Origin of the sequence: Escherichia sp. E14V7 (assembly GCF_004212225.1) — a bacterium.
Lineage (GTDB): Bacteria > Pseudomonadota > Gammaproteobacteria > Enterobacterales > Enterobacteriaceae > Escherichia.
This window is the reverse complement of the sequence record NZ_RHJJ01000009.1, coordinates 33,084-59,936: the sequence shown is the minus strand read 5'-3', so window position 1 is coordinate 59,936 and position 26,853 is coordinate 33,084. Positions and strand designations below refer to the sequence as shown.

The window sequence follows — 26,853 nt, the reverse complement described above, 5'->3', positions numbered from 1 at the left end:
AAATAATGTCGGATGCGGCGTAAACGCCTTATCCGACTTACTCTGATGACGCGTCTGGCATCAACGCGAAATAATCAAATGAATGCCAAATCCAGCAAATAACGCCCCGGCAAAACCATCAATCCACTTCGCCAGACGTTGATAACCACGGCGCATTTGCGGCAGGGCAAACAGGCTGGCAACGACGGTAAACCATGCCAGCGTTTCGACAATAATCAGCGCGAAAATGCCCCAGCGCTCGGTGGTGCCGACGTTATCGCCGACAAACAGCGAGAATACCGAACCAAAGTAGATAATCGCTTTCGGATTGGCGAGATTGGTCAGTAAACCTTTCAGGAAACTGCGCCCACTTTTCGCCAGTTCTACCTGTGGCGCAGGTGCAGAAACAACCTCTTTTTTCAGTGCGCTACGCAGCATCTGATAACCCATCCAGCAGAGATACAGGCCACCACCTACCATAATCAGCGTATGCAGCCAGGCCATTTTTTCGATAATCAGATGCAGGCCAAGCAGCGCAATCCCAGCCCAAACCATTACGCCGCAGGTAATGCCCAGCACACCCATCATCGCTTCTTTACGGGAACGACTGACAGCGGTCTGAGAGACAAAAAAGAAATCGGGACCGGGGCTCATAAGCGCCACGATGTGCACCATGGCAACGGTGAGGAATAACATCAACATACAATTGACTCGCGGGGAAAACGTTTACGGAATGTTCATCCTGGCACTTTTTTATGCCGCTGACTACTCTTCGTCGTCGCCGTCAACATGCGCGCGGATAAGCGTCATAAACGGTTTGCCAAAGCGTTCCAGCTTGCGCATCCCAACGCCGTTAACGCTGAGCATTTCGCTGGCGGTGATCGGCATCTGTTCCGCCATCTCAATTAAGGTTGCGTCGTTAAACACCACGTACGGCGGGACATTGCTTTCATCGGCAATCGATTTACGCAGTTTGCGTAATTTAGCGAACAGTTTACGGTCATAGTTGCCGCCGAACGATTTCTGCATCGCTTTCGGTTTGAGCGCCACAATACGCGGCACGGCAAGTTGCAAAGAGGATTCGCCGCGCAGCACCGGGCGCGCGGCTTCTGTCAGCTGTAACGCGGAGTGCTGGGCAATATTTTGCGTCACCAGGCCGAGGTGAATCAGCTGGCGGATCACGCTCACCCAGTGCTCATGACTTTTATCACGGCCCATGCCATAGACTTTCAGTTTGTCATGACCATAGTCGCGGATACGCTGGTTATTAGCACCACGAATCACTTCCACCACATAACCCATCCCAAACCGCTGATTTACGCGACCGATAGTGGAAAGGGCAATCTGCGCATCGGTTGAACCATCGTACTGTTTCGGCGGATCGAGGCAGATATCGCAGTTACCACATGGTTCCTGACGACCTTCGCCAAAATAGTTCAGCAACACCAGACGACGGCAAGTTTGCGCTTCGGCAAATGCGCCCATCGCATTGAGTTTATGGCGCTCGATATCCTGCAATTGCCCTTGCGGCTTCTCTTCCAGACAACGGCGCAGCCACGCCATATCAGCCGGATCGTAAAACAGCATCGCTTCCGCGGGCAGGCCATCACGCCCGGCGCGACCGGTTTCCTGATAATAGGATTCGATATTGCGCGGAATATCAAAATGCACCACGAAGCGGACGTTCGGTTTATTGATGCCCATGCCGAACGCCACCGTCGCCACCACAATTTGCAGGTCATCGCGCTGAAATTTTTCCTGCACATCGGCGCGGACATTATTTTCCAGCCCGGCATGATACGCCGCCGCGCTAATTCCTTTACTTTGCAGACGCGCGGCTGTGTCTTCTACTTTCGCCCGGCTGTTGCAGTAGATAATGCCCGACTTACCGCGCTGTTCTTGCACGTAACGCATCAACTGATCGAGCGGTTTGAACTTCTCCATCAGCATGTAGCGAATATTCGGACGGTCAAAACTGCTAATTTGAATTAGCGGATCGTTCAGCCCCAGCAGGCGCACAATATCCTGGCGCGTGGTGTCGTCGGCGGTGGCGGTTAGCGCCATAAACGGCAGCGTCGGAAAACGCTGACGCAGCTGACCGAGCGCGGCATATTCCGGGCGGAAATCGTGGCCCCACTGGGAGATACAGTGCGCTTCATCAACGGCTAATAACACCGGATTCCAGTGCGCCAGATGCTCAAGGAAGTTATCCAGCATCAGGCGTTCCGGGGCGATATAAAGCAGACGAATTTGCCCGGTACGACAGCCTGTCATCACTTCAAGTTGCTGCTCGCGGGTTTGCGTCGAGTTAAGGCACGCCGCCGCCACGCCGTTGGCTTGCAGTTGATCCACCTGATCTTTCATCAACGAAATCAGCGGTGAAACAACCACGGTAAGGCCGTTTAGCAATAAGGCAGGAATTTGATAGCAAAGGGATTTTCCGCCACCAGTGGGCATGACGACCAGGCAATCGCGACCGGAAAGTACGGTGTCGATAATCTCTTCCTGACCAGGGCGAAACTGTTGGTAGCCAAAGGTTTCTTGTAAAACCTGCTTAGCTCCGAACTCCAGATTCAACACTTCCGCCTGCGCCACATTCACCCCGATTGCCTGAAATAAAAACAGGCGCTATTTTCAGCGCCTGCGCGAGAAACTGCAATGCTTTTAGTCTCTGAGAGGGTAATCCTGGATGCTGGATTCCAGATTTGCCTTTCAATCAACTCACATCAGAACAGGTCGTTTAGCATAACTCCCACACCGACGCGGGTCTGGTTAAAGTTATAGTCGATGAGCGATTCGCCATAGCCGCTGTAGACTTGGGTATAAAGACGCACATGTTTAGTGATCGGGTAGCTTAAGCCTAACTCCGCACCACCATAACCGGTGTTCCAGTTGTACTGCACTTTCGCGCTCAGCACAGCATCACCGAGGTGATAACCAATTTTAAGCTGGTAGTAACCCATATATTTGGTGATATCCGGGTTATCGTCCGTATTACCCACCACATACCACGGTTTCACTTCCACCAGCCAGTTGCCGTTCTCTGCCATCAGGCGGGTGTAGATACGGTTCCAGCTACGGGAAGTCGGGTCTGAACGTCCGTTTGAGTCGTGGTTGTAGCCCATTTCCACATCGCGCAACGTCCAGCCAGCAAAACTATAATCGGTGGCAAAACCGAGGAACAATTGCGGTTCGTAGTTAGTTTCACGAAACGGTGATGACTCATCGCTATTAGAAAGCTGCCACCAGGATTTCTGGGTGTAGGAGGCGCCCAGTACAGAGTTTGGCCCCAAAATCCCACGCCACAGCGGAAACGCCAGGCTCAACTGGAACTTTACTTCATCCTTACGCGCGTTTTCTGCCCAGTCGTAACTGGCTATCGCTTCTTTATTGAGATCACTTGTTTGGGTATAGATGATGTAGTTGGTGTCATAAGGATAAAGGGTGAAAGGATTGTCATGCTCCTGCAACATATTGGCGATAATGCTGCCACGTACTGCTGGCGCGTCATGCACATCTTTCACCGTTGCCTCTTGCGCATTTGCCACTATCGGCAGCATACACATCGGCAACAAGCAGCCCAGTAGAGTCCGCATCGCTCGTGTTCTCCGTAACGAATTATTGATTAGATGAATATTTTTTCTGCGGGCTATTTTACATACTTAACTCAATTGCCGTTAGTTATCCCTTCCTAAAGTAGAAACCAACAACAAAGAAGCATAAAATCAACATTTCATTAACCAATGAGGTGTAAGGATGATATGTCTGCCGTACTGACCGCCGAACAAGCCCTGAAATTAGTGGGTGAAATGTTTGTTTATCACATGCCATTTAACCGCGCATTGGGGATGGAGCTGGAGCGTTACGAAAAAGAATTTGCACAGCTGGCCTTTAAAAATCAGCCGATGATGGTTGGTAACTGGGCGCAAAGCATTTTGCACGGTGGGGTCATTGCGTCGGCGCTGGACGTCGCCGCGGGTCTGGTGTGTGTAGGTAGCACCTTAACCCGCCACGAAACCATCAGTGAGGATGAACTGCGCCAGCGGCTATCGCGGATGGGGACAATTGATCTTCGCGTCGATTATCTACGTCCAGGCAGAGGCGAGCGTTTTACAGCTACCAGTAGCCTGCTGCGTGCGGGTAATAAAGTCGCCGTCGCCCGCGTTGAACTGCATAATGAAGAACAGCTTTATATTGCCAGTGCTACCGCCACCTATATGGTAGGTTGAATACATAAAAGCAGGTAAACTGCTGAGACTTATGACAAACGCAAAATTGCCTGATGCGCTACGCTTATCAGGCCTACCAGAGAAATGCAATATATTGAATTTGCATAGTTTTGTAGGCTGAATATGGCGTTAACGCCGCATCCGGCATGAACAAAGCACACTTTGTCAGCAAACTGAGCAGGTCAACTGCTATCAACAACAAAAAATGAGTTTTCCAATGGATGCAAAACAAACGCGGCAGGGCGTATTACTCGCTCTTGCCGCTTATTTTATTTGGGGTATCGCCCCAGCGTACTTCAAGCTGATTTACTACGTGCCCGCCGATGAGATCCTGACGCATCGCGTGATCTGGTCGTTTTTCTTTATGGTGGTACTGATGAGCATCTGCCGCCAGTGGTCCTATTTAAAAACGCTGATTCAGACGCCACAGAAAATTTTTATGCTGGCAGTCTCTGCCGTGCTGATTGGCGGCAACTGGCTACTGTTTATCTGGGCGGTGAACAATCACCATATGCTGGAAGCCAGTCTTGGGTACTTTATTAATCCGCTGGTGAATATAGTGCTGGGGATGATTTTCCTCGGCGAGCGATTCCGCCGGATGCAATGGCTGGCGGTGATTCTGGCGATATGTGGCGTGTTGGTCCAGCTGTGGACTTTTGGTTCGCTGCCAATCATCGCGCTGGGGCTGGCGTTTAGTTTTGCCTTCTACGGCCTGGTACGCAAGAAGATTGCCGTTGAAGCGCAAACCGGCATGTTAATCGAAACCATGTGGTTGCTGCCCGTGGCGGCGATTTACCTGTTTGCTATTGCCGACAGCTCAACCAGCCATATGGGGCAAAACCCTATGTCGCTGAATTTACTGCTGATCGCCGCCGGTATTGTCACTACCGTACCGCTGTTGTGTTTTACCGCCGCTGCCACGCGCCTGCGTCTCTCAACGTTAGGCTTTTTCCAGTACATTGGCCCGACGCTGATGTTCCTGCTGGCTGTGACGTTTTATGGTGAAAAACCAGGTGCCGATAAGATGGTGACTTTCGCCTTTATTTGGGTGGCGCTGGCAATTTTTGTGATGGATGCGATTTATACGCAGCGTAGAACGTCCAAATAAAAAATAAATATATTCTGAAAAAATATGCCTGCTCTTGCATGAGAGTGGGCATATTGCCATGCTGACAGGAGACTCACACAAGGATGTAAAATTTATGTTGCGTATATTTATCCCAACATCTAACGGTAAGATTTCCAGACGCCGATATATATTTTCATTTATTTTAATAAATTTCATTTTTGCCTTTCTTATTATCTTTTTTAACGATGGGGAAGCAGGTTTTCTTGTTATAGTCTCTACCATCGCACTCCATTATCTCGTCATCAACATGAATTGCCAACGACTCCGTGATAGTGGTTTCATATATATAAAAACTTATGTTTTTGGTACATTGGCAGTATATATTACCTCTATCATCACAATGATAGCCGAAGATTTTGCCTGTTCAGGCAATGGTTCGATGATTTTTTTAATTTGCTACTTTTCCACTTTCAGTATGCTAATGCTTGCACCTACTGATTCATCAAAACAATAGTACGGAGTATTTATGAGTAAGGAATATATGAACGATGGTTCATTAAGTGAAAAATGGAAATATCGATTTAATTTTTATGATCAACATGGTTTTCCTGGATTCTGGGGGGCAACACCAGAATATAAAGCAGCATTTAAAGCATTAAAAGTAAGACAACGCTTAACTATTCAAATGAATTTCATTGCTTTCTTCTGTTCCTGGATATATTTATTTGTCCTGGGATTATGGAAAAAAGCAATTATAGTTCTATTACTTGGTATTCTATCTCTATTTGTTGGTGCACTAATTGGCGTTAACATTCTGGGAATTGCCGTAGCAGCCTATGTTGCTGTTAACACGAACAAATGGTTCTATGAGAAAGAAGTAAAAGGGTTAAATACCTGGAGTCTTTGAATAAGAGATGGCTTAGCCAGGCTAAGCCACCGCCTTCTTTTTACAACCAGTTCTTGCGCTTAAAGTACAGATACGGTGCCAGGCCCGCGAGGATCATAAAGATAATCGCTGCCGGGTAGCCGAAGCTCCACTTCAACTCTGGCATAAACTCAAAGTTCATCCCGTAGCTGGAAGCGACCAGCGTTGGCGGCAGGAACACGACGGATACCACCGAGAAGATTTTGATGATGCGGTTCTGCTCGATGTTGATAAAGCCCATCGCTGCCTGCATCAAGAAGTTCACCTTCTGGAACAAGGATTCGTTATGCGGCAGCAGGGACTCGATATCTCGCAGGATTTCACGCGCCTGCTCCAGTTGCCCACCCGGTAAGCGTGCTTTACGTACCAGGAAGTTGAGCGCGCGCTGGGTATCCATCAGACACAGGCGAACTTTCCAGCCGATATCTTCCAGTTCTGCCAATGTGGAGAGTGCCTCGTCGTACTCATCGCCCTGACGCCCTTCCATAATCACCCGGCTCAGTTGCTCCAGATCGCTGTAGATGTTTTCAATTTCATCCGCTAACTGTTCGATTTTGGTTTCGAACAGATCCAGCAGCAGCTCGTAAGCGTTACCGTCTACCATCGACTGGCTGCGGGCGCGCATACGATACAGACGGAATGCAGGCAGCTCGCGTTCACGCAGTGTAAACAGACGACCATCGCGGATGGTAAATGCTACAGTAGAGTTACCGGCGTGATCTTCCGCATCTTCAAAGAAGAAGAAGGAGTGAATATGCAGGCCGTCATCGTCTTCAAAGAAACGCGCCGATGCTTCGATGTCTTCCAGTTCCGGGCGGGTTGCCAGGCTCTGGCCAAGTTCAGATTGTACGCGCAGTCGCTCGTCGTCATCCGGTTCGACAAGATCAATCCATACTGCATTTACAAGGGGTTGTGACTCTTCGACTTCCAGCCGGGTCAGTCGGTTATTTTCCAGTTGAAATGCGCTCAGCATGACCGGGACTCCCAATGCTTAATATATCGGACAGTTCGGTGGGCACACAGAAACAAATTGAGTTTCAGACCATTAAACAGCCTGACTCAGCGCGACGGGAAAATTGAGGTCGCTGACAACCGCTAAGGCTATCAGCAAAAGGGGATAGCCTTAGGAGTTGATCCTGGATGACAGGATAGTGAGCCAGTATCTACTGGGTGTGTCCAAGGCGAATGTCCTCTTAGAGTGATCGTGCGCGCATGTTACGCCAGCAAAATTTTGCCGTCAACACGCAACGGAACACCACAGAACAATAGTTGAACTTCGCGCTTTTTGGTACTCGTCAAGGTCATTAACAGGATAAAAAAATCCCACATCCAGGACCTATAATGGCGCATCGGCTACTCATTGGTAAAGGAATGATCACCTTGAATCTCAAACGGATTTTTCTCGCCCTCACCTTGCTCCCCTTGTTTGCTGTTGCTGCTGATGACTGCGCGCTCTCTGACCCAACGCTGACTGTGCAGGCGTATACCGTTAATCCTCAAACCGAACGGGTGAAAATGTACTGGAAAAAAGCCAATGGCGAAGCGTGGGGAACGTTACATGCACTGCTGGAGGATATTAATAGCCAGGGGCAAGCTCAGATGGTGATGAACGGCGGCATCTATGATGAAAGCTATGCGCCGCTCGGTTTGTACATCGAAAACGGTCAGCAGAAAGTGGCGTTAAATCTCGCCTCGGGGGAAGGTAATTTCTTTATCCGTCCTGGCGGCGTTTTTTATGTTGCGGGAAATAAAGTCGGCATCGTTCGTCTGGATGCCTTTAAAACCAGTAAAGAGATTCAGTTTGCGGTGCAGTCAGGGCCAATGCTGATGGAAAATGGCGTAATTAATCCGCGCATTCATCCCAACGTCGCCTCACGCAAAATTCGTAACGGTGTTGGGATTAATAAACAAGGGAACGCCATGTTTTTGTTGAGCCAGCAAGCGACAAATTTTTATGATTTTGCCTGCTATGCCAAAGCGAAACTGGACGTCGAGCAGCTGCTTTATCTTGATGGCACTATCTCACATATGTATGTGAAAGGCGGAGCGATTCCCTGGCAACGCTATCCTTTTGTCACCATGATTTCCGTCGAGCGAAAAGGTTAAACATTGTACACTCGAGGAGGCCAGACAAACTGGGGCTGGCTATACAGCTGGAAAATCATCAGATAAATGAAGGGAAACAAAAATGAAAAAAAAGCTCGCGACGTTATTTTTATTAACGTGTCTGGGATCATCGTCCGCTTATGCGGATAACGCTTTGATTTTACAAACGGATTTTAGCCTGAAAGATGGTGCCGTCTCGGCAATGAAAGGGGTCGCTTTCGGCGTTGACCATAATCTTAAAATCTTTGATTTAACCCACGAAATTCCACCGTATAACATCTGGGAAGGTGCTTATCGCCTGTATCAGACCGCCAGTTATTGGCCGCAAGGTTCGGTGTTTGTCAGTGTGGTCGATCCGGGCGTAGGCACTGACCGTAAATCGGTAGTGCTGAAAACCAAAAACGGTCAATACTTCGTTTCACCGGATAACGGTACGCTCACTTTGGTGGCGGAATCGCTGGGTATTGAGAGCGTCCGGCAAATCGATGAAAAAACCAACCGCCTGAAAGGTTCCGAAAAGTCATATACCTTCCACGGTCGTGACGTGTATGCCTACACCGGTGCGCGTCTGGCATCCGGCGCGATTTCCTTTGAGCAGGTGGGGCCTGAGCTTCCGGCAAAAGTTGTCGAACTGCCTTATCAGAAAGCGAAAGCGACAAAAGGTGAAGTGAAGGGCAATATCCCGATTCTCGATATTCAGTACGGTAACGTCTGGAGCAATATCAGCGACGAGTTATTGAATCAGGCGGGGATCAAACTCAACGATACGTTATGTGTGACCATTTCCGAAGGTTCCGAGAAAAAATACGAAGGGAAAATGCCGTATGTCGCCAGCTTCGGCGATGTGCCGGAAGGCCAGCCAATGGTGTATCTGAACAGCTTATTGAATGTTTCCGTGGCGCTGAATATGGATAATTTTGCGCAGAAACATCAGGTTGCGTCTGGTGCTGACTGGAATATTGATGTGAAGAAGTGCGCTAAGTAAGGTGCTGATGCCGGATGCGGCGTAAACGCCTTATCCGGCCTGGCGGGTGCAATTCTCGTAGGCCGGATAAGGTGCGCAGCACCGCATCCGGCAACGTGATCGTAAATTACACCGCCTCCAGCCGGGCGTAAGCCGCCACCAGCCATTTGATTCCCTGGCCCTGGAATGCCACCTGCAAACGGCTATGCTCGCCGCTGCCTTCCATATTGACGATAGTGCCTTCACCAAACTTGGCGTGGCGCACGCGCTGGCCGAGTTTGTAGCCGCTGTCGTTCTCGACCATCGGCGTACCCATCCGCTGATGGCTAACCGGGCGGCTTACCGTGGCGCGCAGGCGCACCTCTTCCACACACTCTTCCGGCAGCTCGCCGATAAAGCGCGACGGGCGATGGTAAACCTCTTTGCCATACAGACGGCGAGTTTCCGCGTAGGTCAGCGTCAGTTTCTGCATCGCGCGGGTTACGCCAACGTAGGCCAGACGGCGTTCTTCTTCCAGACGCCCACCTTCATCCAGCGACATCTGGCTTGGGAACATGCCCTCTTCCATCCCGACGATAAACACCTGCGGGAACTCCAGACCTTTCGCCGAGTGTAGCGTCATCAACTGCACCGCGTCCTGCCAGGTATCCGCCTGCCCTTCACCTGCTTCCAGTGCCGCATGGGAGAGGAACGCCTGCAGCGGCATTAAATCTTCGTCTTCTTCGTTGTAGCTGAACTGGCGCGTTGCCGTCACCAGCTCCTCTAAGTTTTCGATACGCGTCTGACCTTTTTCGCCCTTCTCCTGCTCGTACATGGTGCGCAGACCGGAGTCTTTAATTACCCGGTCAGTCTGTACATGCAGCGGCATATCGGCAGTTTCCTGCGCTAAAGCGTCGATCAGTTCCATAAACCGCTGCAAGGCACTGGCTGCACGTCCGGCGAGGGCTTTTTCCTGCAACAGTTCACGACATGCCTGCCAGAGTGTTAACTGGCGATCGCGCGATGTTTGACGCACCACGTCCAGCGTCCGATCACCAATACCCCGCGTTGGCGTATTGACCACGCGCTCAAAGGCCGCGTCGTCGTTGCGGTTGGCAATCAGGCGCAGATACGAGAGCGCATCTTTGATTTCCTGGCGTTCGAAGAAGCGCATCCCGCCGTAAATACGGTACGGCATACTCGCCTGCAATAACGCCTCTTCCAGCACGCGCGACTGGGCGTTGCTGCGGTAGAGAATCGCGCACTCGGCAAGCGCCCCGCCGTTGTCCTGCCAGGTCTTGATGCGGTTAACCACAAAACGCGCTTCGTCGAGTTCGTTAAAAGCGCAATAGAGGGAAATCGGCTCACCGTCCGCGCCATCGGTCCACAGTTTTTTACCCAGACGCCCGTTGTTGTTTTCAATCAGGGCGTTAGCGGCGCTCAGAATATTGCTGGTAGAGCGGTAGTTCTGCTCCAGACGGATAGTTTCAGCACCGGGGAAATCATTGAGGAAACGCTGAATGTTCTCGACCTGCGCCCCGCGCCAGCCGTAGATTGACTGGTCGTCATCACCGACGATCATCACCTTGCCAGTGTCGCCCGCCAGCAGGCGGATCCACGCGTACTGAATGTTGTTGGTATCCTGGAATTCGTCCACCAGGATATTGGTAAAACGTTCGCGGTAGTGTTGCAGGATATGCGGCTTGTTAAGCCACAGTTCGTGGGCGCGCAGCAGCAGCTCGGCGAAGTCCACCAGGCCCGCGCGGTCACACGCTTCCTGATACGCCTGATACACCTTCTGCCAGGTCTGCTCCACCGGGTTACCGTAGCTTTGAATATGATGCGGACGCAGGCCTTCATCTTTCTGGCTGTTGATGTACCACATTGCCTGGCGCGGCGGCCACTGCTTCTCGTCGAGGTTCATCGCCTTGATCAAACGCTTAAGCAGGCGCAGCTGGTCTTCACTGTCGAGGATCTGGAAATCCTGCGGCAGGTTGGCGTCCATGTGGTGCGCACGCAGCAGGCGATGCGCCAGCCCGTGGAAGGTGCCGACCCACATGCCGCCCTGGCTGGTGCCCATCAGTTGCCCGATACGATGACGCATTTCCGCCGCCGCTTTGTTGGTAAACGTCACCGCCATAATCGAGTATGGCGAGCAGTTTTCCACGCTCATCAGCCAGGCGATACGATGCACCAGTACGCGCGTCTTACCACTGCCCGCGCCCGCCAGCACCAGAAGGTTGCTGCGTGGCGCGGCCACCGCTTCGCGCTGTTTGTCATTAAGGCTATCGAGCAGGTAAGAAACGTCCATTGGCACCGCCGCGTAAAAATAGGTTGGGCGGAGAAGCGCAACGCCCTCCGCCAAAAAGCTGGGTATATATACAGATTTGCTGATTATATCAGCGAGGTCAGAGATGCCAACCGGGAAATTTCCAGATGCGGGAGTAAACGGCTGTCCCAGGTTTGCATCAGATCGCCATTTTCCGGTCTGATCCAACAGGCCTGCATTCCGCTGCGAATTGCCCCGCCCACGTCAGTGGTGAGATCGTCCCCGACATGTAAGATCTCGCCGATCGGCACGTTGAGTTTTTCCGCCGCCAGGAAGTACATATCGCTGAACGGTTTCGAGCGCCCGTGCGGGCCAGCGCGCAGCACAAACTCAAAATAATTCCCCAAACCAAACAGCTCCGGCTGGGCGTTACCGTTGGTGATCGCCACCAGCGGCCATTTCTTCGCCAGCTGTTTTAAGGTGTCGTGGGTTTGCTGCGGGACGTCGATTCGGCTGCGCCATTTGGCAAAGTTGATCATTGCTGCGTGTGCGCCTGCACTGGCTTCTTCGGCACTCAGCCCGGCGTCGAGCATCGCTTGTTCAATCGAACGAAAACGCCAGCGCGTCACGTCGTGATAAATCTCGGGTTCCGCTTCCCGTACCGCCTGGCGCAGGCGTTGCAGATCTTCATTCTGGAAGCTGCGCAGCGCCGGATGATAATTTTGCACAAAGATAAGTGCTTCTTGCTCAGTACGTTGGATCACCGGACGGTTATCGTAAAGGGTATCATCCAGGTCAAAGGTGAGCGCCGAGATGCGCCCCAAAGGCCGGTAAAAACGCATTATTTCCCCCGTTTGGCGCGTGGATGCGCCGCATCGTACACCGAGGCAAGGTGTTGAAAATCAAGATGAGTATAGATTTGCGTGGTGGAGAGGTTGGCATGACCCAGCAGCTCCTGCACACCACGAAGATCGCCGCTCGACTCCAGCATATGCGTAGCGAACGAGTGACGTAATTTATGCGGGTGAACGTGATTATTCAGCCCTTGTTTTATGCCCCATTCGGCAAAGCGTTTCTGCACATTACGCGCGGAGATACGCTTGCCCAGTTTCGACAGAAAAAGCGCGTCGTCTTCGCTACCAAACAGGTCGCGCAAATCAAGCCAGTGCTCAATCCACGCCACAGCGTTGCGACCAATCGGCAGGCGGCGCTCTTTGCTGCCTTTCCCCATCACCCACACTTCGCCGGACTCCAGGTCGAGGTGTTTGATATCCAGCCCCACCAGTTCGGAAAGACGCAGGCCCGCGCCGTACATCACTTCCAGCATTGCCCGGTCGCGCACGGCGAGGGGATCGTTGATATCAATATCCAGCAGCCGATTCATATCGTCGACGTCGATATTCTTCGGCAGATGACGTGGCGCTTTCGGTGCCGAAACACCTTTTGCCGGGTTAGCTTTGAGTTCGTTCTGGCTGACCAGCCAGTCAAAAAAGCTACGTAGCGCAGAGAGGCGTAATGCGAGGCTTGCCGCGCCCAACCCTTTACGGCGACTGCGTACAGCAAAATTGCGCACCATCGTCACATCACATTGCTGCCAGCTTTGCAGGCCGTTTTCGCTGGCAAAATTGATGATCGCCTCAAGCTGGCGCTGGTAGTTAAGCAGGGTTATCGGGCTAAGCTGACGCTCCACGCTCAGATAACGTAGATAGCGTTCTACATCGGTATGTAAATTGGTCATACGCGTTCAATCCAACGCTCCAGAAGCTCCGGCAACATCAGCGCAATTTCATCAAGTAACTGCGTTCCCTGCCCTTGTTGATAGTGATTAGCATCGCGGCTGGTGAACAGCACCACGCCTAAATCAGCATCGCTTCCCAGCATCGACATCGCCACCGATCCCACCGCTTTCGCTTCCGGTAGCACCACCAGCAACTCCGGCCCGTTAAGCGGCCCCAGATAGTGCTGCTCCTGCCCCAGACGCTGAATACGCAGTGGTTCGAAAGCCTGACGGTTTAATGCCAGATGAGTATGGTTCGACGGCGCACCTAAGCGCCAGCGATCCGGAAACAGACGCACACTCGCGCCCGCCAGACCGAGATCGCGCGCCCAGCGGTGAAAACGCATCAGCATATCGTCGAGACTGCTGGCGGCGGTGAGACTGCGCTGCAGGTAGAGTAAGCGATAAAACAGGCCTTCGTTGGCGATAGCCTGTTCCATCAACAGCGACATGTTCTCTTCCAGAACATGAATATGGTTACGCGCGCGAGCCATATGCCATTCGACCAACGAAACGGTACCGCGTACCGGATGTGGCACACGTATCGCTTCTACTGCGCGCGCATTGCGGATAAAAAACTCAGGATTTTTAATCAGATAATCGACAACCGCCCGGTCATCAAGCTCCGTGAGTGTTTCCTGTAGTTCTTCCCCTGGTTGCTTCATAGATGAATAAATCCGTCGTAAACATGTACTGCCGGACCCGTCATATATAACGGATGACCCGGACCTTTCCAGGCGATATCAAGACGACCACCAGGGAGTTCCACACGTACTTCTTCGGCCAGCAAACCTTGCTGAATCCCTACCGCAACCGCCGCACACGCGCCGCTGCCGCAGGCCTGGGTTTCTCCTGCCCCACGCTCATAAACGCGTAAACGAATATGCTCGCGCTTAACCACTTGCATAAAACCGATATTGGCGCGCTCCGGAAAACGTTCGTGGCTTTCCAGAACAGGCCCCAGTGTTTCTACCGCCGCAGTATCGACATCATCGACCTGAATCACGCAGTGCGGATTTCCCATCGACACCACACCGCATAAGATTGTCTGCTCGGCGGCGCGCATAATATAGGTCTTTTCCGCTTTGTTAGCGCGAAACGGCACAGCGGAAGGTTCGAAGTTGGGCTCGCCCATATTTACGCGGACCAGATCATCATCGGTGACGGTCAGAACCATCCGCCCGTTGGCGGTGCTGACGCGGATATCGCGCTTATTGGTCAGCCCTTTCAGACGCACAAAACGGGCAAAGCAGCGCGCGCCGTTGCCGCACTGCGCCACTTCACTGCCATCAGCATTAAAAATGCGATAGTGAAAATCCAGTTCAGGATCATACGGCGGCTCAACCACCAGCAACTGATCAAACCCTACTCCCAGGTGCCGATCCGCCAGGCGACGAATCAGTTCCGGTGAAAAAAAGACATTCTGCGTTACCGCGTCGACGACCATAAAATCGTTGCCAAGGCCATGCATTTTCGAGAACTGCATCATTTACTCCAATCACGCGGGTACAGAAACTGACTTTTAGTAATTCACCTGGGATGGACCATCGCCAGTGGCGCGGTCGTTTTTATCCGGCACCGTGGATTGCGTTTGCGTCTCTACCGGTTTGGTCGGCGGCGGCGCGTTTTTATCTGCAGGCGGGAAATAGAGCGGACCTTTCAGACCGCAGCCCGTCAGGCTGAAGAGAGTAAGTAATACAGTGAGTGCCTTAAACACGTTTTTCATTATGGATTGCCTGTAAAGTTCATCGCTTTCTGCTTTCTATCATCGCAGGAGAAGGCGTAAAAGCAAGCGTTTAGCGACTCTTTATGAAGTCTGAAAAGTGAGGAAATGCTGCGAGTATAACGCTTACACGTGGGGATTTATGTTTTGCTGGTAGTTTCGTGATCGGCACCTCGCGCCAGGATGGCTTTATGCACTATCGCAATGTGGTTTGTTTGTTGGCTTTTTTAGTTCCGTCAGCGTGGGGATGCTCGCTCGGTGAACCTGATCATAATGTTTACCAGAAACAGGGAAAGGCGTGGTGTACCTGCGCCCTAATGAAGAGACAAATCTTTCGCTATACAGAGACATTATTATTCCGGTGACGGATGAATCATGCCGGAACGCAGCAGCAGAGGTGCAACCTTTGAAGCCCTGACCCCATGCCGCTATACTGCCGCCATCACTTAAAAACAGGATACAACAATGAACGACAGTGAATTTCATCGCCTGGCTGACCAACTGTGGCTGACCATTGAAGAGCATCTGGACGACTGGGATGGCGACAGCGATATCGACTGCGAAATCAACGGTGGCGTGCTGACCATTACCTTTGAAAACGGCAGCAAAATCATTATTAATCGTCAGGAACCGCTGCACCAGGTATGGCTGGCAACCAAACAGGGCGGCTACCATTTTGACCTGAAAGGCGATGAGTGGATTTGTGATCGCAGCGGCGAAACCTTCTGGGATTTGCTGGAACAGGCGGCAACGCAGCAGGCGGGTGAAACAGTCAGTTTCCGCTAAGATTGCATGCCGGATAAGCCTCGCTTTCCGGCACGCTCATCACGAAAAATACTGCTGTAACAGTGGCGTATCGTTGTCCTGATTGGCAGGCGGCATGTTGCCGATAGATTTGGTGCGGAACGGAATCACCTGTTCACGACCATCAACCTTCACAATCTGATAGAACTGCGGCAGGTTGAAGTTGATGAAGCTTGAGCCGTAGGTAAAACGGTCATGCGATGACGAGTAGAAGCGACTGACGTCACGCACCAGCTCCTCTTTGCTACCTTCGCAGTGGTGATACACCTCAACCCGGTTGCTTTCGTCGAGAATGTAGATATTAAAGCCATTTTCATCCTGCGTTTCTTCGAAGAAGAACTGGATGATCCCTTCACTAGCAAAGCCGTCCACCACCGCCGGTAATTTGACGTGATTGGTTTCAACCTGCACTGACAGGCCGTGCAGTTTGTTATGCGAAATAGCGCCATAGAACTCGATGGCGTTCTCCAGTTTCTGTACCGATACATTCAGGCGTTCGAAGAACAAGCCCCAGGTTTGACCAGAAACGCGCAGCGCCTTAAAGCGCCCGGTTTCCTGGCGGGTGCTGGAAAGACGCAGTTCAATACACTCAGAAACCAGTTGCTGCACGCGAGTACGGATTAAACCGCGCAGATGCTGGCTATAGCAGAAGACTTCCACGCTATCTGGCGGTGCGGCGTCCTGATGCATTTTGCCGAGAATGGTTTTCAGGGCTTCAATCATCGACTGCTCACCGTTGAAGTGCAGCGTACGCACTTCGTTCCACGAGTTGCGGTACAGCAGGTCAACGCTACCTACCAGGCAATTTTGATTCTCGCCAAAGCTGAAGACATCCAGCTTACGGAAATCAAAATGCACCACCTGATTGCGGAACGCCGCTGTCGGGTCATATTCCAGGTTAACGATAATCGCCAGATGGCGGATCTCACACGGGCTGTAGAGCGCCTTCGGTGTCGGTGCAGGTAAGCGCAGCGGGAAATGGTGCGACACGTCGGCGACCATCTCCTGCAACTTCGGCAAGTCGACAACGCCGTTGCCTTTAATGTACAAACGGGTGCGCGAGGTCAGCAGGCCGTTAAACCATGCCCACGCCACCAGCTTATTCAGGTAACGGTTATATTCCAGCGGCTGATGGCTGATGATCGACTCAATATTTGGCGCGCGGTTATACAGATACCAACCTGAACGGTTAGCACGGCCCGGCGGTACATAAATAAAGGTCAGATTCGGTTCCGAGAGATCAGGTGAAATCTGCGGGTTTACCAGCGTCACTTTACCCGGTAATGCTTCAAACGCGGCGTACAGTTTACGCGTCAGCACGCCGATATCCTGCGGGCTGGCGGAGACGCTAAGGTTATTGCGGCGCGCAAAGCGGATCAGATTACGGTAGCTCTGCATCATTGCGTCGAGCAGCTCGTTGTGCGCCTCACGCACCTGATCTATCTTCCAGTTAGCGCGGTTATCGAGCATTGCCAGACGAGCATCGTCCCATTCCCACTCTTTCACCAACTGGCTTAACACTTCACGACGCCAGCCTACGCAGGCGCGTTCACGGCTGAGTTTTTCGCACACTTTTAAATAGAAGCAGCGGCGTACTAAATCCAGACGGGTGAAATCTTCAATCGCCGTCAGGTACTCAGTAACACGCTCGAGCATCATGCAGTACGGATCGAGGCCAAACGACACAATTTCGCCGTCGTGCAAACGCTGTTTGATATCTTTCGCCAGCAGGCGTGGATTCGGATATTCCCAGGAATAGGCTTCCAGCAGCAGTGTCTTCAGCACCGCTTTGTACGGGGAATCGATACTTTTGTAGAGTTGCCAAAGGCTGGCACCAAAGTACTCTTCAGCGGAAAGCGAGCTTAAGCCGCCGAGATCCAGCCATTCATTTGGCGTCAGCACGCCCTGCGCGTAGAGCGTCATTACGTAGTCATCGTAATGCTCTTCTTCGTCGCAAGGCACCATATTCCACAGAATACGCTTACCAGCGAGACGCACGGCAGTACGGTAAAATTCATCAAGTAGCAGTATATGCTGGGTAGAGCCGCAATCTTCGCCCCCCAGACTGCCACTCTCGTTGTGGCGGAAACGGTTTTCATCAATCAGGAAGAAGCTAACTTCCACCCCCAGCGAGGCGGCCCAGCTTTCCAGCAGGCTACATTTACGTTGTAGTAATTGGCGCTCTTCGCTATCGAGCCAGGATTGATGACAGACCCAGATATCCAGGTCAGAGGAACAACTTTGCCCTACGGACGAAGTACTGCCCATCGTGTATACACCAGTAATCGGAAGCTCGCCTTTCGGCGGGTCCTGTACTGACATTCCACGATACAGTTCAAGTTCGTTCAGGTAGTGACGTTGGGTTTCATCAGGCGTGTAAAGGCAAATGCCTTTGGGAACGTTACCATCAAGGTAACCCGGCATTAGCGGATGGTGATAGTGCAACAATGTCGGCAGCAGACTGTAAACCTGTTGGAATGCAGGCCCCATGGCAGCAAGCGCGCGATCCACGCGCAATTGATTTATGGCATCCAGTCTCTGTTTCAGAGTCTCAATATAGAGGTACAAGACGTATCGCCTGATTTGCTACCCGTCATGTCTGTGATTCCGGCAACATCAACGGAAACACGCGGCATTCGGGATATTTCGTATGTCAAAGGTAACTGTTACCACTTTCCGCGCCTGGTTTTTTTAGTTTCACGACGAAAAAATGGTCTAAAACGTGATCAATTTAACACCTTGCTGATTGACCGTAAAGAAAGATGCGCTACATACAAGTGTAGCACCGTTTATTCTCTGTAAATTCCTTATTACGACGGCTTGAAACGCCTGTCAGGATTCCATTTACGTTTTGCATTAACGTCAACGTTTCACCACAACACTGACATCGCTCCAGCAAGGATGTTAGGATGGACCACGGATGATAATGACGGTAACAAGCATGTTAGACAATGTTTTAAGAATTGCCACACGCCAAAGCCCACTTGCACTCTGGCAGGCACACTATGTCAAAGACAAGTTGATGGCGAGCCATCCGGGATTAGTCGTTGAACTAGTACCGATGGTGACGCGCGGCGATGTAATTCTTGATACGCCGCTGGCGAAAGTAGGCGGAAAAGGCTTATTTGTTAAAGAGCTGGAAGTCGCGCTTCTGGAAAACCGCGCCGATATCGCCGTACATTCGATGAAAGATGTGCCGGTTGAATTCCCGCAAGGTCTGGGGCTGGTCACCATTTGCGAACGCGAGGATCCGCGTGATGCCTTTGTGTCCAATAATTATGACAGTCTGGATGCATTACCGGCTGGCAGTATCGTCGGGACTTCCAGCTTACGTCGCCAGTGCCAACTGGCGGAACGCCGCCCGGACCTGATTATCCGCTCTCTGCGCGGCAACGTTGGAACACGCCTTAGCAAGCTGGATAACGGCGAATACGATGCCATTATTCTTGCCGTGGCTGGATTAAAACGTTTAGGGCTGGAGTCCCGCATTCGCGCTGCGCTGCCCCCTGAAATTTCTCTTCCGGCAGTCGGACAAGGTGCCGTAGGTATTGAATGCCGCCTTGATGATACGCGTACCCGCGAGCTTCTTGCCGCGCTTAATCACCATGAAACCGCGCTACGCGTCATCGCTGAACGTGCGATGAATACCCGTCTGGAAGGGGGTTGTCAGGTGCCGATTGGCAGCTATGCCGAACTTGTCGACGGCAAAATCTGGTTGCGTGCGCTGGTCGGTGCGCCGGACGGTTCGCAGATTATTCGTGGTGAACGCCGCGGTGCGCCGCAGGATGCCGAGCAAATGGGGATTTCACTGGCGGAAGAGCTACTGAATAACGGCGCACGGGAGATTCTCGCTGAAGTCTATAACGGAGACGCGCCAGCATGAGTATCCTGGTCACCCGCCCATCTCCAGCTGGAGAAGAGTTAGTGAGCCGTCTGCGCACACTGGGGCAGGTGGCCTGGCATTTTCCGCTGATAGAGTTTTCCCCGGGTCGGCAATTGCCACAACTTGCCGACCAGCTATCAGCACTTGGTGAAGGCGATCTGTTGTTTGCCCTTTCGCAACACGCCGTTGCTTTTGCCCAATCACAACTGCATCAACAAGCTCTTAAATGGCCATTACTTGCTGATTATTTCGCCATCGGCCGCACCACTGCGCTGGCGCTGCATACCGTGAGCGGGCACCAGGTTCGTTATCCGCAGGATCGGGAAATCAGTGAAGTCTTGCTACAATTACCGGAATTACAAAGTATTGCGGGTAAACGTGCGCTGATATTACGTGGCAACGGCGGTCGTGAGCTGATTGGAGAAACTCTGACGGCACGCGGTGCTGAAGTCACTTTTTGTGAATGTTATCAAAGGTGCGCCATTCATTATGACGGTGCAGAAGAGGCGATGCGTTGGCAATCCCGCGAGGTGACGACCGTCGTTGTTACCAGCGGTGAAATGTTGCATCAACTCTGGTCATTGATCCCACAATGGTATCGTGAGCACTGGTTACTACGCTGTCGGCTTTTGGTCGTCAGTGAGCGTTTGGCGAAACTCGCCCAGGAACTGGGCTGGAATGACATTAAGGTCGCCGATAACGCTGACAACGATGCGCTATTACGGGCATTACAATAACTCTCATAACAGGAAGCCATAATGACGGAACAAGAAAAAACCTCCGCCGTGGTTGAAGATACCAGGGAGGCCGTGGACACCACGCCACAACCTGTCGTTGCAGAAAAGAAGAGTAAGAACAGTACCGCTCTGATTCTCAGTGCGGTGGCTATCGCCATTGCTCTGGCAGCAGGCGTCGGTTTGTATGGCTGGGGTAAACAACAGGCCGTCAGTCAGACTGCCACCAGCGATGCCCTGGCGAGCCAACTCACGGCACTGCAAAAAGCCCAGGAAAGCCAAAAAGCGGAGCTGGAAGGCATTATTAAGCAACAGGCTGTACAGTTAGAGCAGGCGAATCGACAGCAAGAAACGCTGGCAAAACAGCTGGATGAAGTCCAACAAAAGGTCGCTACCATCTCTGGTAGCGATGCCAAAACCTGGCTTCTGGCACAGGCGGACTTTCTGGTAAAACTTGCCGGACGTAAACTCTGGAGCGATCAGGACGTTACCACCGCAGCAGCGTTACTGAAAAGCGCTGATGCCAGCCTGGCAGATATGAATGACCCCAGCCTTATTGCTGTTCGTCGGGCAATTACCGATGATATCGCCAGCCTTTCTGCGGTATCGCAGGTGGATTATGACGGTATTATCCTCAAGTTGAATCAGCTCTCTAATCAAGTGGATAACCTGCGTCTGGCCGACAATGATAGCGACGGTTCGCCAATGGATTCCGATGGTGAAGAGCTTTCCAGCTCCATCAGCGAATGGCGCATCAATCTGCAAAAAAGCTGGCAGAATTTTATGGACAACTTCATTACGATTCGCCGTCGTGATGATACTGCCGTACCGCTGTTAGCGCCGAATCAGGATATCTATCTGCGCGAAAATATTCGTTCCCGTCTGCTGGTCGCCGCACAAGCTGTGCCGCGTCATCAGGAAGAGACGTACCGCCAGGCGCTGGAGAACGTCTCCACCTGGGTTCGTGCTTATTACGATACTGAAGATGCCACCACCAAAGCGTTTCTCGACGAGGTGGACCAGTTAAGCCAGCAAAATATCTCGATGGATCTCCCGGAAACACTGCAAAGCCAGGCGATGCTGGAAAAACTGATGCAGACTCGCGTGCGTAACCTGCTGGCGCAACCGGCAGCAGGGGCAACGGAAGCTAAACCTGCACCTGCACCTGCACCTGCACCTGCACCTGCACCTGCACCTGCACCGCAAGCTGATGCCCCGGCAGCCGCGCCGCAAGGAGAATAACCATGCTAAAAGTGTTATTGCTCTTTGTGTTGCTGATTGCGGGGATCGTGGTCGGCCCGATGATTGCCGGTCATCAGGGTTACGTACTGATCCAGACCGACAACTACAATATCGAAACCAGCGTAACTGGCCTGGCGATCATTTTGATTCTGGCGATGGTCGTGCTGTTTGCCATTGAGTGGCTACTGCGGCGGATCTTCCGCACCGGCGCGCACACCCGGGGTTGGTTTGTCGGACGTAAGCGTCGCCGCGCACGTAAGCAGACAGAACAAGCGCTGCTAAAACTGGCGGAAGGCGATTATCAGCAAGTTGAAAAGCTGATGTCAAAAAATGCCGATCACGCTGAACAGCCGGTGGTGAACTACCTGCTGGCTGCCGAAGCCGCACAGCAACGCGGGGATGAAGCGCGCGCCAATCAGCATCTGGAACGCGCAGCGGAACTGGCGGGTAACGACACCATTCCGGTGGAAATCGCCCGCGTTCGCCTGCAACTGGCACGTAATGAAAACCATGCGGCACGCCACGGCGTGGATAAGTTACTCGAAGTCACACCACGCCATCCGGAAGTGCTGCGTCTGGCGGAACAGGCTTATATCCGTACCGGCGCGTGGAGTTCACTGCTGGACATCATCCCGTCAATGGCGAAAGCCCACGTTGGTGACGAAGAACATCGCGCAATGCTCGAACAACAGGCATGGATTGGCCTGATGAATCAGGCACGGGCCGATGACGGCAGCGAAGGTCTGCGTAACTGGTGGAAAAACCAAAGCCGGAAAACGCGTCATCAAGTGGCGTTGCAGGTGGCAATGGCGGAACATCTTATTGAGTGTGACGATCATGATACTGCCCAGCAAATCATCATCGACGGCCTGAAACGCCAGTATGACGATCGCCTACTGCTGCCGATCCCACGACTGAAAACCAACAATCCGGAACAGCTTGAAAAAGTGCTACGCCAGCAAATCAAAAACGTCGGCGATCGCCCGCTGTTGTGGAGCACATTGGGCCAGTCACTGATGAAGCACGGCGAATGGCAGGAAGCATCCCTCGCCTTCCGCGCGGCACTGAAACAACGCCCGGACGCCTACGATTACGCATGGCTTGCCGACGCGCTGGACAGACTGCGTAAACCGGAAGAAGCCGCATCGATGCGCCGCGACGGCTTGATGTTGACGTTGCAGAACAACCCACCGCAATAGTTCTTTCTAACCCGGAGGCAAGCACCTCCGGGGCCTTTCTGATACATAAAAAAACGCCTGCTCTTATTACGGAGCAGGCGTTAAAACAGGTCTGTATGACAACAAGTGGGTGCTTCACTCAACGTTGTGTCCATGGTGTCTGATGAGGCATAAGCGACATCTGTCAGTGGACGATAAGCACCGTAAACGGCTCTGCGTCATTCCTAAGTTTATGAGGCACTAAGGCGAACATAAGAGATGGAATGAGCATCTACCCAATTATTATGCCACACAGGCCCGGGAAATAACATCCTTTAATAGTTGTTATGAGATAATTCTGCAATCCAGGTTTCTTTCATTCGCAATAATTACCTGAGCAAATATTATCCAGCACCTTACTCTCTTTAATTATAAATACTGTGAATTGTTAAAAATATTTAATAACCAATATATATTAATTACACTCCTAATCAAAAACAGCATCAATAATCAACACCATACAATAAACCTGCCTTACATATGCCCCGCACCAAGGGTAGGATTGAAAACGCTCTCCTGATCTTTCGATTCATCCTCATGGCAAATAAATAATATATTTTCATCATAATTATTTATAACCCCATTTTATCAGGGAGAGGGACCTCAATTATCAATGCTTGATTATGTCATCCATTTAATGACATGAAACCGGAGCATTTTGCATGGAAATTTCGTTTTCACCCAAACTACTGGTGATCGCAATCGCCGCCGCTATTCCTTTGCTGGCCAGTGCTGCAGATACCCCGTCAACCGCTACCGCGCGCGAAGGCTATGCCGGGTATGATCACCCTAACCAGTACCTGGTTAAACCGGCGACCACCATTGCCGATAATATGATGCCTGTGATGCAGCATCCGGCACAGGATAAAGAAACCCAGCAGAAGCTGGCGGAATTAGAGAAAAAGACCGGTAAGAAACCGAACGTGGTTGTTTTCTTACTGGATGACGTGGGCTGGATGGATGTCGGCTTTAATGGCGGTGGCGTGGCGGTAGGTAACCCAACGCCAGATATTGACGCCGTTGCCAGCCAGGGATTGATTTTAACCTCTGCATATTCTCAACCAAGTTCTTCCCCTACCCGCGCCACCATTCTCACCGGACAATACTCCATCCACCACGGCATTCTGATGCCGCCGATGTACGGGCAACCGGGCGGTCTGCAAGGGTTAACCACCCTGCCGCAATTGCTGCACGACCAAGGTTACGTCACCCAGGCTATCGGGAAATGGCATATGGGGGAAAACAAAGAGTCGCAGCCGCAGAACGTCGGCTTTGATGATTTCCGTGGCTTCAACTCAGTGTCCGATATGTATACCGAATGGCGCGATGTTCACGTCAACCCGGAAGTCGCCCTGAGTCCGGACCGTTCTGAATACATCAAGCAATTACCATTTAGCAAAGATGATGTTCATGCGGTGCGCGGCGGCGAACAGGAGGCCATTGCTGACATTACGCCGAAATATATGGAAGACCTGGATCAACGCTGGATGGAATATGGCGTTAAGTTCCTCAACAAGATGGCGAAGAGTGATAAACCTTTCTTCCTCTATTATGGCACTCGCGGCTGCCACTTCGATAACTACCCGAACGCCAAATATGCGGGTAGCTCTCCGGCACGCACCTCGTATGGTGACTGCATGGTAGAGATGAACGATGTGTTCGCTAATCTCTACAAAACGCTGGAGAAAAACGGTCAGCTGGATAACACGCTTATTGTCTTCACCTCCGATAACGGTCCGGAAGCCGAAGTGCCTCCGCACGGCCGCACACCGTTCCGTGGTGCGAAAGGATCTACCTGGGAAGGCGGCGTTCGCGTTCCGACTTTCGTGTACTGGAAAGGCATGATCCAACCGCGTAAATCTGACGGTATGGTTGATCTGGCAGATCTCTTCCCAACAGCACTGGATCTGGCGGGGCATCCTGGGGCGAAAGTGGCGAATTTAGTACCGAAAACCACCTTTATCGATGGTGTAGACCAGACATCTTTCTTCCTGGGAACAAACGGCCAGTCTAACCGTAAGGCCGAGCACTACTTCCTCAACGGCAAACTCTCTGCTGTACGTATGGATGAGTTCAAATACCATGTGCTGATTCAGCAGCCATACGCTTATACCCAGAGCGGGTATCAGGGTGGGTTCACCGGCACAGTAATGCAAACGGCCGGATCGTCGGTGTTTAACCTGTACACCGATCTGCAGGAAAGCGACTCCATCGGCGTGCGCCATATTCCGATGGGTGTACCGCTACAGACCGAAATGCACGCGTATATGGAGATCCTGAAGAAATATCCTCCACGCGCGCAGATTAAATCTGATTAAGCCGGCGATATCGCTACATCGGGCCACACTGACCTTGCCGGATGCGGCGTGAACGCCTTATCCGGCCTACAAGCCTTGCAAATTCAATAAATTGCAGCATTCTGTAGGCCGGATAAGATGCGTCAGCATCGCATCCGGCAATCAACCGCAGGCGACCGCCGATTTTTACTTATTCACCACCATCAAACGCGCCTGCATAATGTCGCTGGCCGGGCGACCGTGCGCCAACAAATCAGCCATTGCTTTAAGATATGGCGGTAGATGGCGGAAATAACGCTGATATCCGGCACACAAATAATTCAGCCCCGGCTTGCCGCTGGCATCGAGCATAAAGCGGTGTTTCGGGCAGCCTCCCCAGCACGCTTTTAACACGTTACAACTGCGACACTGCGTCGGTAACTGCTTAAATTTATCTTCACCAAACACCTGCTGTTGCGGGGAATCGATCATTTCTGCAATTGTTTGCTGGTGCATATTCCCCAGTCGATATTGCGGATAAACATAGTGATCGCAGGCGTAAACGTCGCCGTTGTGCTCAACAATCACCGAGCGCCCACAGGTTGGCTGATGATGGCAAACCGCACCCGGCGCACCGACAAAATTGGCAAACGCCCATTCGATATTCATCACGAAAATCTTGCCGACGTCGCGTTTGATCCAGTGGTCGAATATCGCCACCAGAAACTCACCAAACTCATCGGGGCGCACCGACCATTCCGTCAGTTCGCCCTGAATATCGCCGGGCGCATGTAGTTTCAGTCCATCGCGGGCAGCTGTTTCATCAGCCAGACGCTCCACTACCGGAATAAACTGGATGAACTCCACGCCCGCATCACGCAGAAAATCATAGACCTGCAAAGGTTGTAACGCGCTGGTGCGGTTAACGCAGACCAGCACGTTATAGTCGACATGATGCTTTTGCAGCAGCGTCAGGACACGCATCACCAGCTTATGCGTTGGTCTGCCGCTTTTGGTCACGCGATATTGATTGTGGATCTCAGCCGGACCATCCAGCGATAACCCAACAAGAAAATGATTTTCTGCCAAAAACGCGCACCATTCGTCATCGAGCAGCACGCCGTTAGTCTGGAAGCTGTTACTTATCTTCCTGCCAGCACCGTATTTCGCCTGTAGCGTCACGGCACGGCGGTAAAACTCCAGCCCGAGTAACGTTGGTTCGCCGCCCTGCCAGGTAAAAGCGACTTCGTTTTGCGGTTCGCTGGCGGCAATATAGTGACGGATATACGCTTCCAGCGTGTCATCGTCCATATGCGTGACTGGCTTTTCGCGATAAAGGGATTGTTTTTCGAGATAAAAACAGTAGTCACAGTTCAGATTACAATCGGAACCGCTCGGTTTCGCCATCACGTGAAACGCACGCGTTGGAACCTGTTGCAGCATGGTCGCTCCTTGCCTGAAGTCATCCTTCAATACGTTAAGGGCGAAATCATACCGTGGGGCAATGAGTTATTACGGGCGTTTATTGCGAAGGGAGAGTGACGAAATGCACAGAAAACAAAAAACCCCGCCGAAGCGGGGTTCAAAATTGGTCGGCGAGAGAGGATTCGAACCTCCGACCCACTGGTCCCAAACCAGTTGCGCTACCAAGCTGCGCTACTCGCCGAAATACTGCTT

The 26,853-nt window shown here is 51.9% G+C and carries 25 protein-coding genes, 1 tRNA gene and 1 pseudogene; 13 read left to right on the top strand and 14 right to left on the bottom strand.

The window, feature by feature from the left end:
• Nucleotides 1-60: 60 nt before the first annotated feature.
• From rhtC to pldA, 3 genes are all read right to left on the bottom strand, one after another.
• Nucleotides 61-681 carry a threonine export protein RhtC gene (gene rhtC, locus D9741_RS10985; RefSeq protein ID WP_000928845.1) on the bottom strand — a complete coding sequence of 207 codons (621 nt, stop codon included), beginning with the start codon at nucleotides 679-681 and terminating at the stop codon, nucleotides 61-63.
• Between the two features lie 63 nt (nucleotides 682-744).
• A complete protein-coding gene (gene recQ, locus D9741_RS10980) occupies nucleotides 745-2,574 on the bottom strand; it encodes an ATP-dependent DNA helicase RecQ (protein ID WP_130219565.1) in 1,830 nt (609 codons plus the stop codon).
• A 131-nt stretch (nucleotides 2,575-2,705) separates the two neighbouring features.
• On the bottom strand, nucleotides 2,706-3,575 hold the full coding sequence (pldA, locus tag D9741_RS10975; protein ID WP_130219504.1) for a phospholipase A: 870 nt from the start codon (nucleotides 3,573-3,575) through the stop codon (nucleotides 2,706-2,708).
• Between the two features lie 165 nt (nucleotides 3,576-3,740).
• On the opposite strand from pldA, the gene yigI reads away from it, so the two are divergent.
• From yigI to D9741_RS10955, 4 genes are all read left to right on the top strand, one after another.
• The gene (gene yigI, locus D9741_RS10970) at nucleotides 3,741-4,208 is read left to right on the top strand and encodes an acyl-CoA thioesterase YigI (RefSeq protein WP_001277142.1); all 468 of its coding nucleotides are present in this window, start codon (nucleotides 3,741-3,743) and stop codon (nucleotides 4,206-4,208) included.
• A gap of 217 nt (nucleotides 4,209-4,425) precedes the next feature.
• Nucleotides 4,426-5,316: an EamA family transporter RarD gene (rarD, locus tag D9741_RS10965; protein WP_000339104.1), complete on the top strand. Its 891-nt coding sequence runs from the start codon at nucleotides 4,426-4,428 to the stop codon at nucleotides 5,314-5,316.
• A 94-nt stretch (nucleotides 5,317-5,410) separates the two neighbouring features.
• Nucleotides 5,411-5,791, top strand: coding sequence for a protein YigG (gene yigG / locus D9741_RS10960; protein WP_276319975.1), 381 nt, complete (start codon nucleotides 5,411-5,413; stop codon nucleotides 5,789-5,791).
• Between the two features lie 12 nt (nucleotides 5,792-5,803).
• Nucleotides 5,804-6,184, top strand: a complete 381-nt coding sequence (locus tag D9741_RS10955) for a DUF2628 domain-containing protein (protein ID WP_000032581.1) — start codon at nucleotides 5,804-5,806, stop codon at nucleotides 6,182-6,184.
• Nucleotides 6,185-6,224: 40 nt separating this feature from the next.
• On the opposite strand, the gene corA is transcribed toward D9741_RS10955, so the two are convergent.
• The gene (corA, locus tag D9741_RS10950) at nucleotides 6,225-7,175 is read right to left on the bottom strand and encodes a magnesium/cobalt transporter CorA (protein WP_130209436.1); all 951 of its coding nucleotides are present in this window, start codon (nucleotides 7,173-7,175) and stop codon (nucleotides 6,225-6,227) included.
• Between the two features lie 150 nt (nucleotides 7,176-7,325).
• Entirely contained in the window at nucleotides 7,326-7,382 is a 57-nt protein-coding gene (ysgD, locus tag D9741_RS23570; protein ID WP_211180520.1) for a protein YsgD, read from the bottom strand.
• A gap of 161 nt (nucleotides 7,383-7,543) precedes the next feature.
• Here ysgD and D9741_RS10945 point away from each other — a divergent pair, with 161 nt between their 5' ends.
• Both D9741_RS10945 and D9741_RS10940 read left to right on the top strand, forming a co-directional pair.
• A complete protein-coding gene (locus D9741_RS10945) occupies nucleotides 7,544-8,308 on the top strand; it encodes a phosphodiester glycosidase family protein (protein ID WP_130219508.1) in 765 nt (254 codons plus the stop codon).
• A gap of 82 nt (nucleotides 8,309-8,390) precedes the next feature.
• Complete coding sequence (locus D9741_RS10940; RefSeq protein WP_130219511.1) at nucleotides 8,391-9,293, top strand: S-adenosyl-l-methionine hydroxide adenosyltransferase family protein; 903 nt, start codon at nucleotides 8,391-8,393, stop codon at nucleotides 9,291-9,293.
• A gap of 106 nt (nucleotides 9,294-9,399) precedes the next feature.
• On the opposite strand, the gene uvrD is transcribed toward D9741_RS10940, so the two are convergent.
• From uvrD to D9741_RS10910, 6 genes are all read right to left on the bottom strand, one after another.
• Nucleotides 9,400-11,562 carry a DNA helicase II gene (gene uvrD, locus D9741_RS10935; RefSeq protein ID WP_130219513.1) on the bottom strand — a complete coding sequence of 721 codons (2,163 nt, stop codon included), beginning with the start codon at nucleotides 11,560-11,562 and terminating at the stop codon, nucleotides 9,400-9,402.
• A gap of 83 nt (nucleotides 11,563-11,645) precedes the next feature.
• Complete coding sequence (gene yigB / locus D9741_RS10930; RefSeq protein WP_130219515.1) at nucleotides 11,646-12,362, bottom strand: 5-amino-6-(5-phospho-D-ribitylamino)uracil phosphatase YigB; 717 nt, start codon at nucleotides 12,360-12,362, stop codon at nucleotides 11,646-11,648.
• Entirely contained in the window at nucleotides 12,362-13,258 is an 897-nt protein-coding gene (gene xerC, locus D9741_RS10925) for a tyrosine recombinase XerC (RefSeq protein WP_130209428.1), read from the bottom strand. Before xerC ends, yigB begins: the two co-directional genes overlap by 1 nt.
• Nucleotides 13,255-13,962, bottom strand: a complete 708-nt coding sequence (locus tag D9741_RS10920) for a DUF484 domain-containing protein (RefSeq protein ID WP_130219517.1) — start codon at nucleotides 13,960-13,962, stop codon at nucleotides 13,255-13,257. The genes xerC and D9741_RS10920 overlap by 4 nt, the downstream gene beginning before the upstream one ends.
• Complete coding sequence (gene dapF, locus D9741_RS10915) at nucleotides 13,959-14,783, bottom strand: diaminopimelate epimerase (RefSeq protein ID WP_001160654.1); 825 nt, start codon at nucleotides 14,781-14,783, stop codon at nucleotides 13,959-13,961. The genes D9741_RS10920 and dapF overlap by 4 nt, the downstream gene beginning before the upstream one ends.
• Nucleotides 14,784-14,819: 36 nt before the next feature.
• Nucleotides 14,820-15,023, bottom strand: a complete 204-nt coding sequence (locus D9741_RS10910) for a lipoprotein (RefSeq protein ID WP_000799889.1) — start codon at nucleotides 15,021-15,023, stop codon at nucleotides 14,820-14,822.
• 158 nt (nucleotides 15,024-15,181) lie between these two features.
• On the opposite strand from D9741_RS10910, the pseudogene D9741_RS23835 reads away from it, so the two are divergent.
• Both D9741_RS23835 and cyaY read left to right on the top strand, forming a co-directional pair.
• Nucleotides 15,182-15,360, top strand: a pseudogene (locus D9741_RS23835) (DKNYY family protein); the annotation flags it as partial.
• A gap of 125 nt (nucleotides 15,361-15,485) precedes the next feature.
• Nucleotides 15,486-15,806 carry an iron donor protein CyaY gene (gene cyaY, locus D9741_RS10905; protein ID WP_000999936.1) on the top strand — a complete coding sequence of 107 codons (321 nt, stop codon included), beginning with the start codon at nucleotides 15,486-15,488 and terminating at the stop codon, nucleotides 15,804-15,806.
• A gap of 39 nt (nucleotides 15,807-15,845) precedes the next feature.
• On the opposite strand, the gene cyaA is transcribed toward cyaY, so the two are convergent.
• The gene (gene cyaA, locus D9741_RS10900) at nucleotides 15,846-18,392 is read right to left on the bottom strand and encodes a class I adenylate cyclase (protein ID WP_112826877.1); all 2,547 of its coding nucleotides are present in this window, start codon (nucleotides 18,390-18,392) and stop codon (nucleotides 15,846-15,848) included.
• Between the two features lie 373 nt (nucleotides 18,393-18,765).
• Here cyaA and hemC point away from each other — a divergent pair, with 373 nt between their 5' ends.
• The 5 genes from hemC (at nucleotide 18,766) to aslA (ending at nucleotide 25,218) form a co-directional block, all read left to right on the top strand.
• Nucleotides 18,766-19,707 (top strand): hydroxymethylbilane synthase, encoded by a 942-nt coding sequence (hemC, locus tag D9741_RS10895; protein ID WP_130219519.1) that lies wholly within the window; start codon nucleotides 18,766-18,768, stop codon nucleotides 19,705-19,707.
• A complete protein-coding gene (gene hemD / locus D9741_RS10890) occupies nucleotides 19,704-20,444 on the top strand; it encodes a uroporphyrinogen-III synthase (RefSeq protein ID WP_130219521.1) in 741 nt (246 codons plus the stop codon). Before hemC ends, hemD begins: the two co-directional genes overlap by 4 nt.
• Nucleotides 20,445-20,465: 21 nt before the next feature.
• A complete protein-coding gene (gene hemX, locus D9741_RS10885; protein ID WP_130219523.1) occupies nucleotides 20,466-21,683 on the top strand; it encodes a uroporphyrinogen-III C-methyltransferase in 1,218 nt (405 codons plus the stop codon).
• A 2-nt stretch (nucleotides 21,684-21,685) separates the two neighbouring features.
• Nucleotides 21,686-22,882, top strand: coding sequence for a protoheme IX biogenesis protein HemY (gene hemY / locus D9741_RS10880; RefSeq protein WP_130219525.1), 1,197 nt, complete (start codon nucleotides 21,686-21,688; stop codon nucleotides 22,880-22,882).
• Nucleotides 22,883-23,562: 680 nt separating this feature from the next.
• Nucleotides 23,563-25,218 (top strand): arylsulfatase AslA, encoded by a 1,656-nt coding sequence (gene aslA / locus D9741_RS10875; RefSeq protein WP_130219527.1) that lies wholly within the window; start codon nucleotides 23,563-23,565, stop codon nucleotides 25,216-25,218.
• Nucleotides 25,219-25,383: 165 nt separating this feature from the next.
• Here aslA and D9741_RS10870 read toward each other — a convergent pair whose 3' ends face one another.
• Entirely contained in the window at nucleotides 25,384-26,619 is a 1,236-nt protein-coding gene (locus D9741_RS10870; RefSeq protein ID WP_130219529.1) for an anaerobic sulfatase maturase, read from the bottom strand.
• A 146-nt stretch (nucleotides 26,620-26,765) separates the two neighbouring features.
• Nucleotides 26,766-26,842, bottom strand: a tRNA-Pro gene (locus tag D9741_RS10865).
• Nucleotides 26,843-26,853: the final 11 nt, after the last annotated feature.

What these genes read in the sequence shown, in the direction of transcription:
- rhtC (WP_000928845.1), bottom strand. Translation starts at nt 681, where the DNA reads ATGTTGATGTTATTCCTCACCGTTGCCATGGTGCACATCGTGGCGCTT.
- pldA (WP_130219504.1), bottom strand. Translation starts at nt 3,575, where the DNA reads ATGCGGACTCTACTGGGCTGCTTGTTGCCGATGTGTATGCTGCCGATA.
- yigI (WP_001277142.1), top strand. Translation starts at nt 3,741, where the DNA reads ATGTCTGCCGTACTGACCGCCGAACAAGCCCTGAAATTAGTGGGTGAA.
- rarD (WP_000339104.1), top strand. Translation starts at nt 4,426, where the DNA reads ATGGATGCAAAACAAACGCGGCAGGGCGTATTACTCGCTCTTGCCGCT.
- yigG (WP_276319975.1), top strand. Translation starts at nt 5,411, where the DNA reads ATGTTGCGTATATTTATCCCAACATCTAACGGTAAGATTTCCAGACGC.
- D9741_RS10955 (WP_000032581.1), top strand. Translation starts at nt 5,804, where the DNA reads ATGAGTAAGGAATATATGAACGATGGTTCATTAAGTGAAAAATGGAAA.
- corA (WP_130209436.1), bottom strand. Translation starts at nt 7,175, where the DNA reads ATGCTGAGCGCATTTCAACTGGAAAATAACCGACTGACCCGGCTGGAA.
- D9741_RS10945 (WP_130219508.1), top strand. Translation starts at nt 7,544, where the DNA reads ATGGCGCATCGGCTACTCATTGGTAAAGGAATGATCACCTTGAATCTC.
- D9741_RS10940 (WP_130219511.1), top strand. Translation starts at nt 8,391, where the DNA reads ATGAAAAAAAAGCTCGCGACGTTATTTTTATTAACGTGTCTGGGATCA.
- uvrD (WP_130219513.1), bottom strand. Translation starts at nt 11,562, where the DNA reads ATGGACGTTTCTTACCTGCTCGATAGCCTTAATGACAAACAGCGCGAA.
- yigB (WP_130219515.1), bottom strand. Translation starts at nt 12,362, where the DNA reads ATGCGTTTTTACCGGCCTTTGGGGCGCATCTCGGCGCTCACCTTTGAC.
- xerC (WP_130209428.1), bottom strand. Translation starts at nt 13,258, where the DNA reads ATGACCAATTTACATACCGATGTAGAACGCTATCTACGTTATCTGAGC.
- D9741_RS10920 (WP_130219517.1), bottom strand. Translation starts at nt 13,962, where the DNA reads ATGAAGCAACCAGGGGAAGAACTACAGGAAACACTCACGGAGCTTGAT.
- dapF (WP_001160654.1), bottom strand. Translation starts at nt 14,783, where the DNA reads ATGCAGTTCTCGAAAATGCATGGCCTTGGCAACGATTTTATGGTCGTC.
- D9741_RS10910 (WP_000799889.1), bottom strand. Translation starts at nt 15,023, where the DNA reads ATGAAAAACGTGTTTAAGGCACTCACTGTATTACTTACTCTCTTCAGC.
- cyaY (WP_000999936.1), top strand. Translation starts at nt 15,486, where the DNA reads ATGAACGACAGTGAATTTCATCGCCTGGCTGACCAACTGTGGCTGACC.
- hemC (WP_130219519.1), top strand. Translation starts at nt 18,766, where the DNA reads ATGTTAGACAATGTTTTAAGAATTGCCACACGCCAAAGCCCACTTGCA.
- hemD (WP_130219521.1), top strand. Translation starts at nt 19,704, where the DNA reads ATGAGTATCCTGGTCACCCGCCCATCTCCAGCTGGAGAAGAGTTAGTG.
- hemX (WP_130219523.1), top strand. Translation starts at nt 20,466, where the DNA reads ATGACGGAACAAGAAAAAACCTCCGCCGTGGTTGAAGATACCAGGGAG.
- hemY (WP_130219525.1), top strand. Translation starts at nt 21,686, where the DNA reads ATGCTAAAAGTGTTATTGCTCTTTGTGTTGCTGATTGCGGGGATCGTG.
- aslA (WP_130219527.1), top strand. Translation starts at nt 23,563, where the DNA reads ATGGAAATTTCGTTTTCACCCAAACTACTGGTGATCGCAATCGCCGCC.
- D9741_RS10870 (WP_130219529.1), bottom strand. Translation starts at nt 26,619, where the DNA reads ATGCTGCAACAGGTTCCAACGCGTGCGTTTCACGTGATGGCGAAACCG.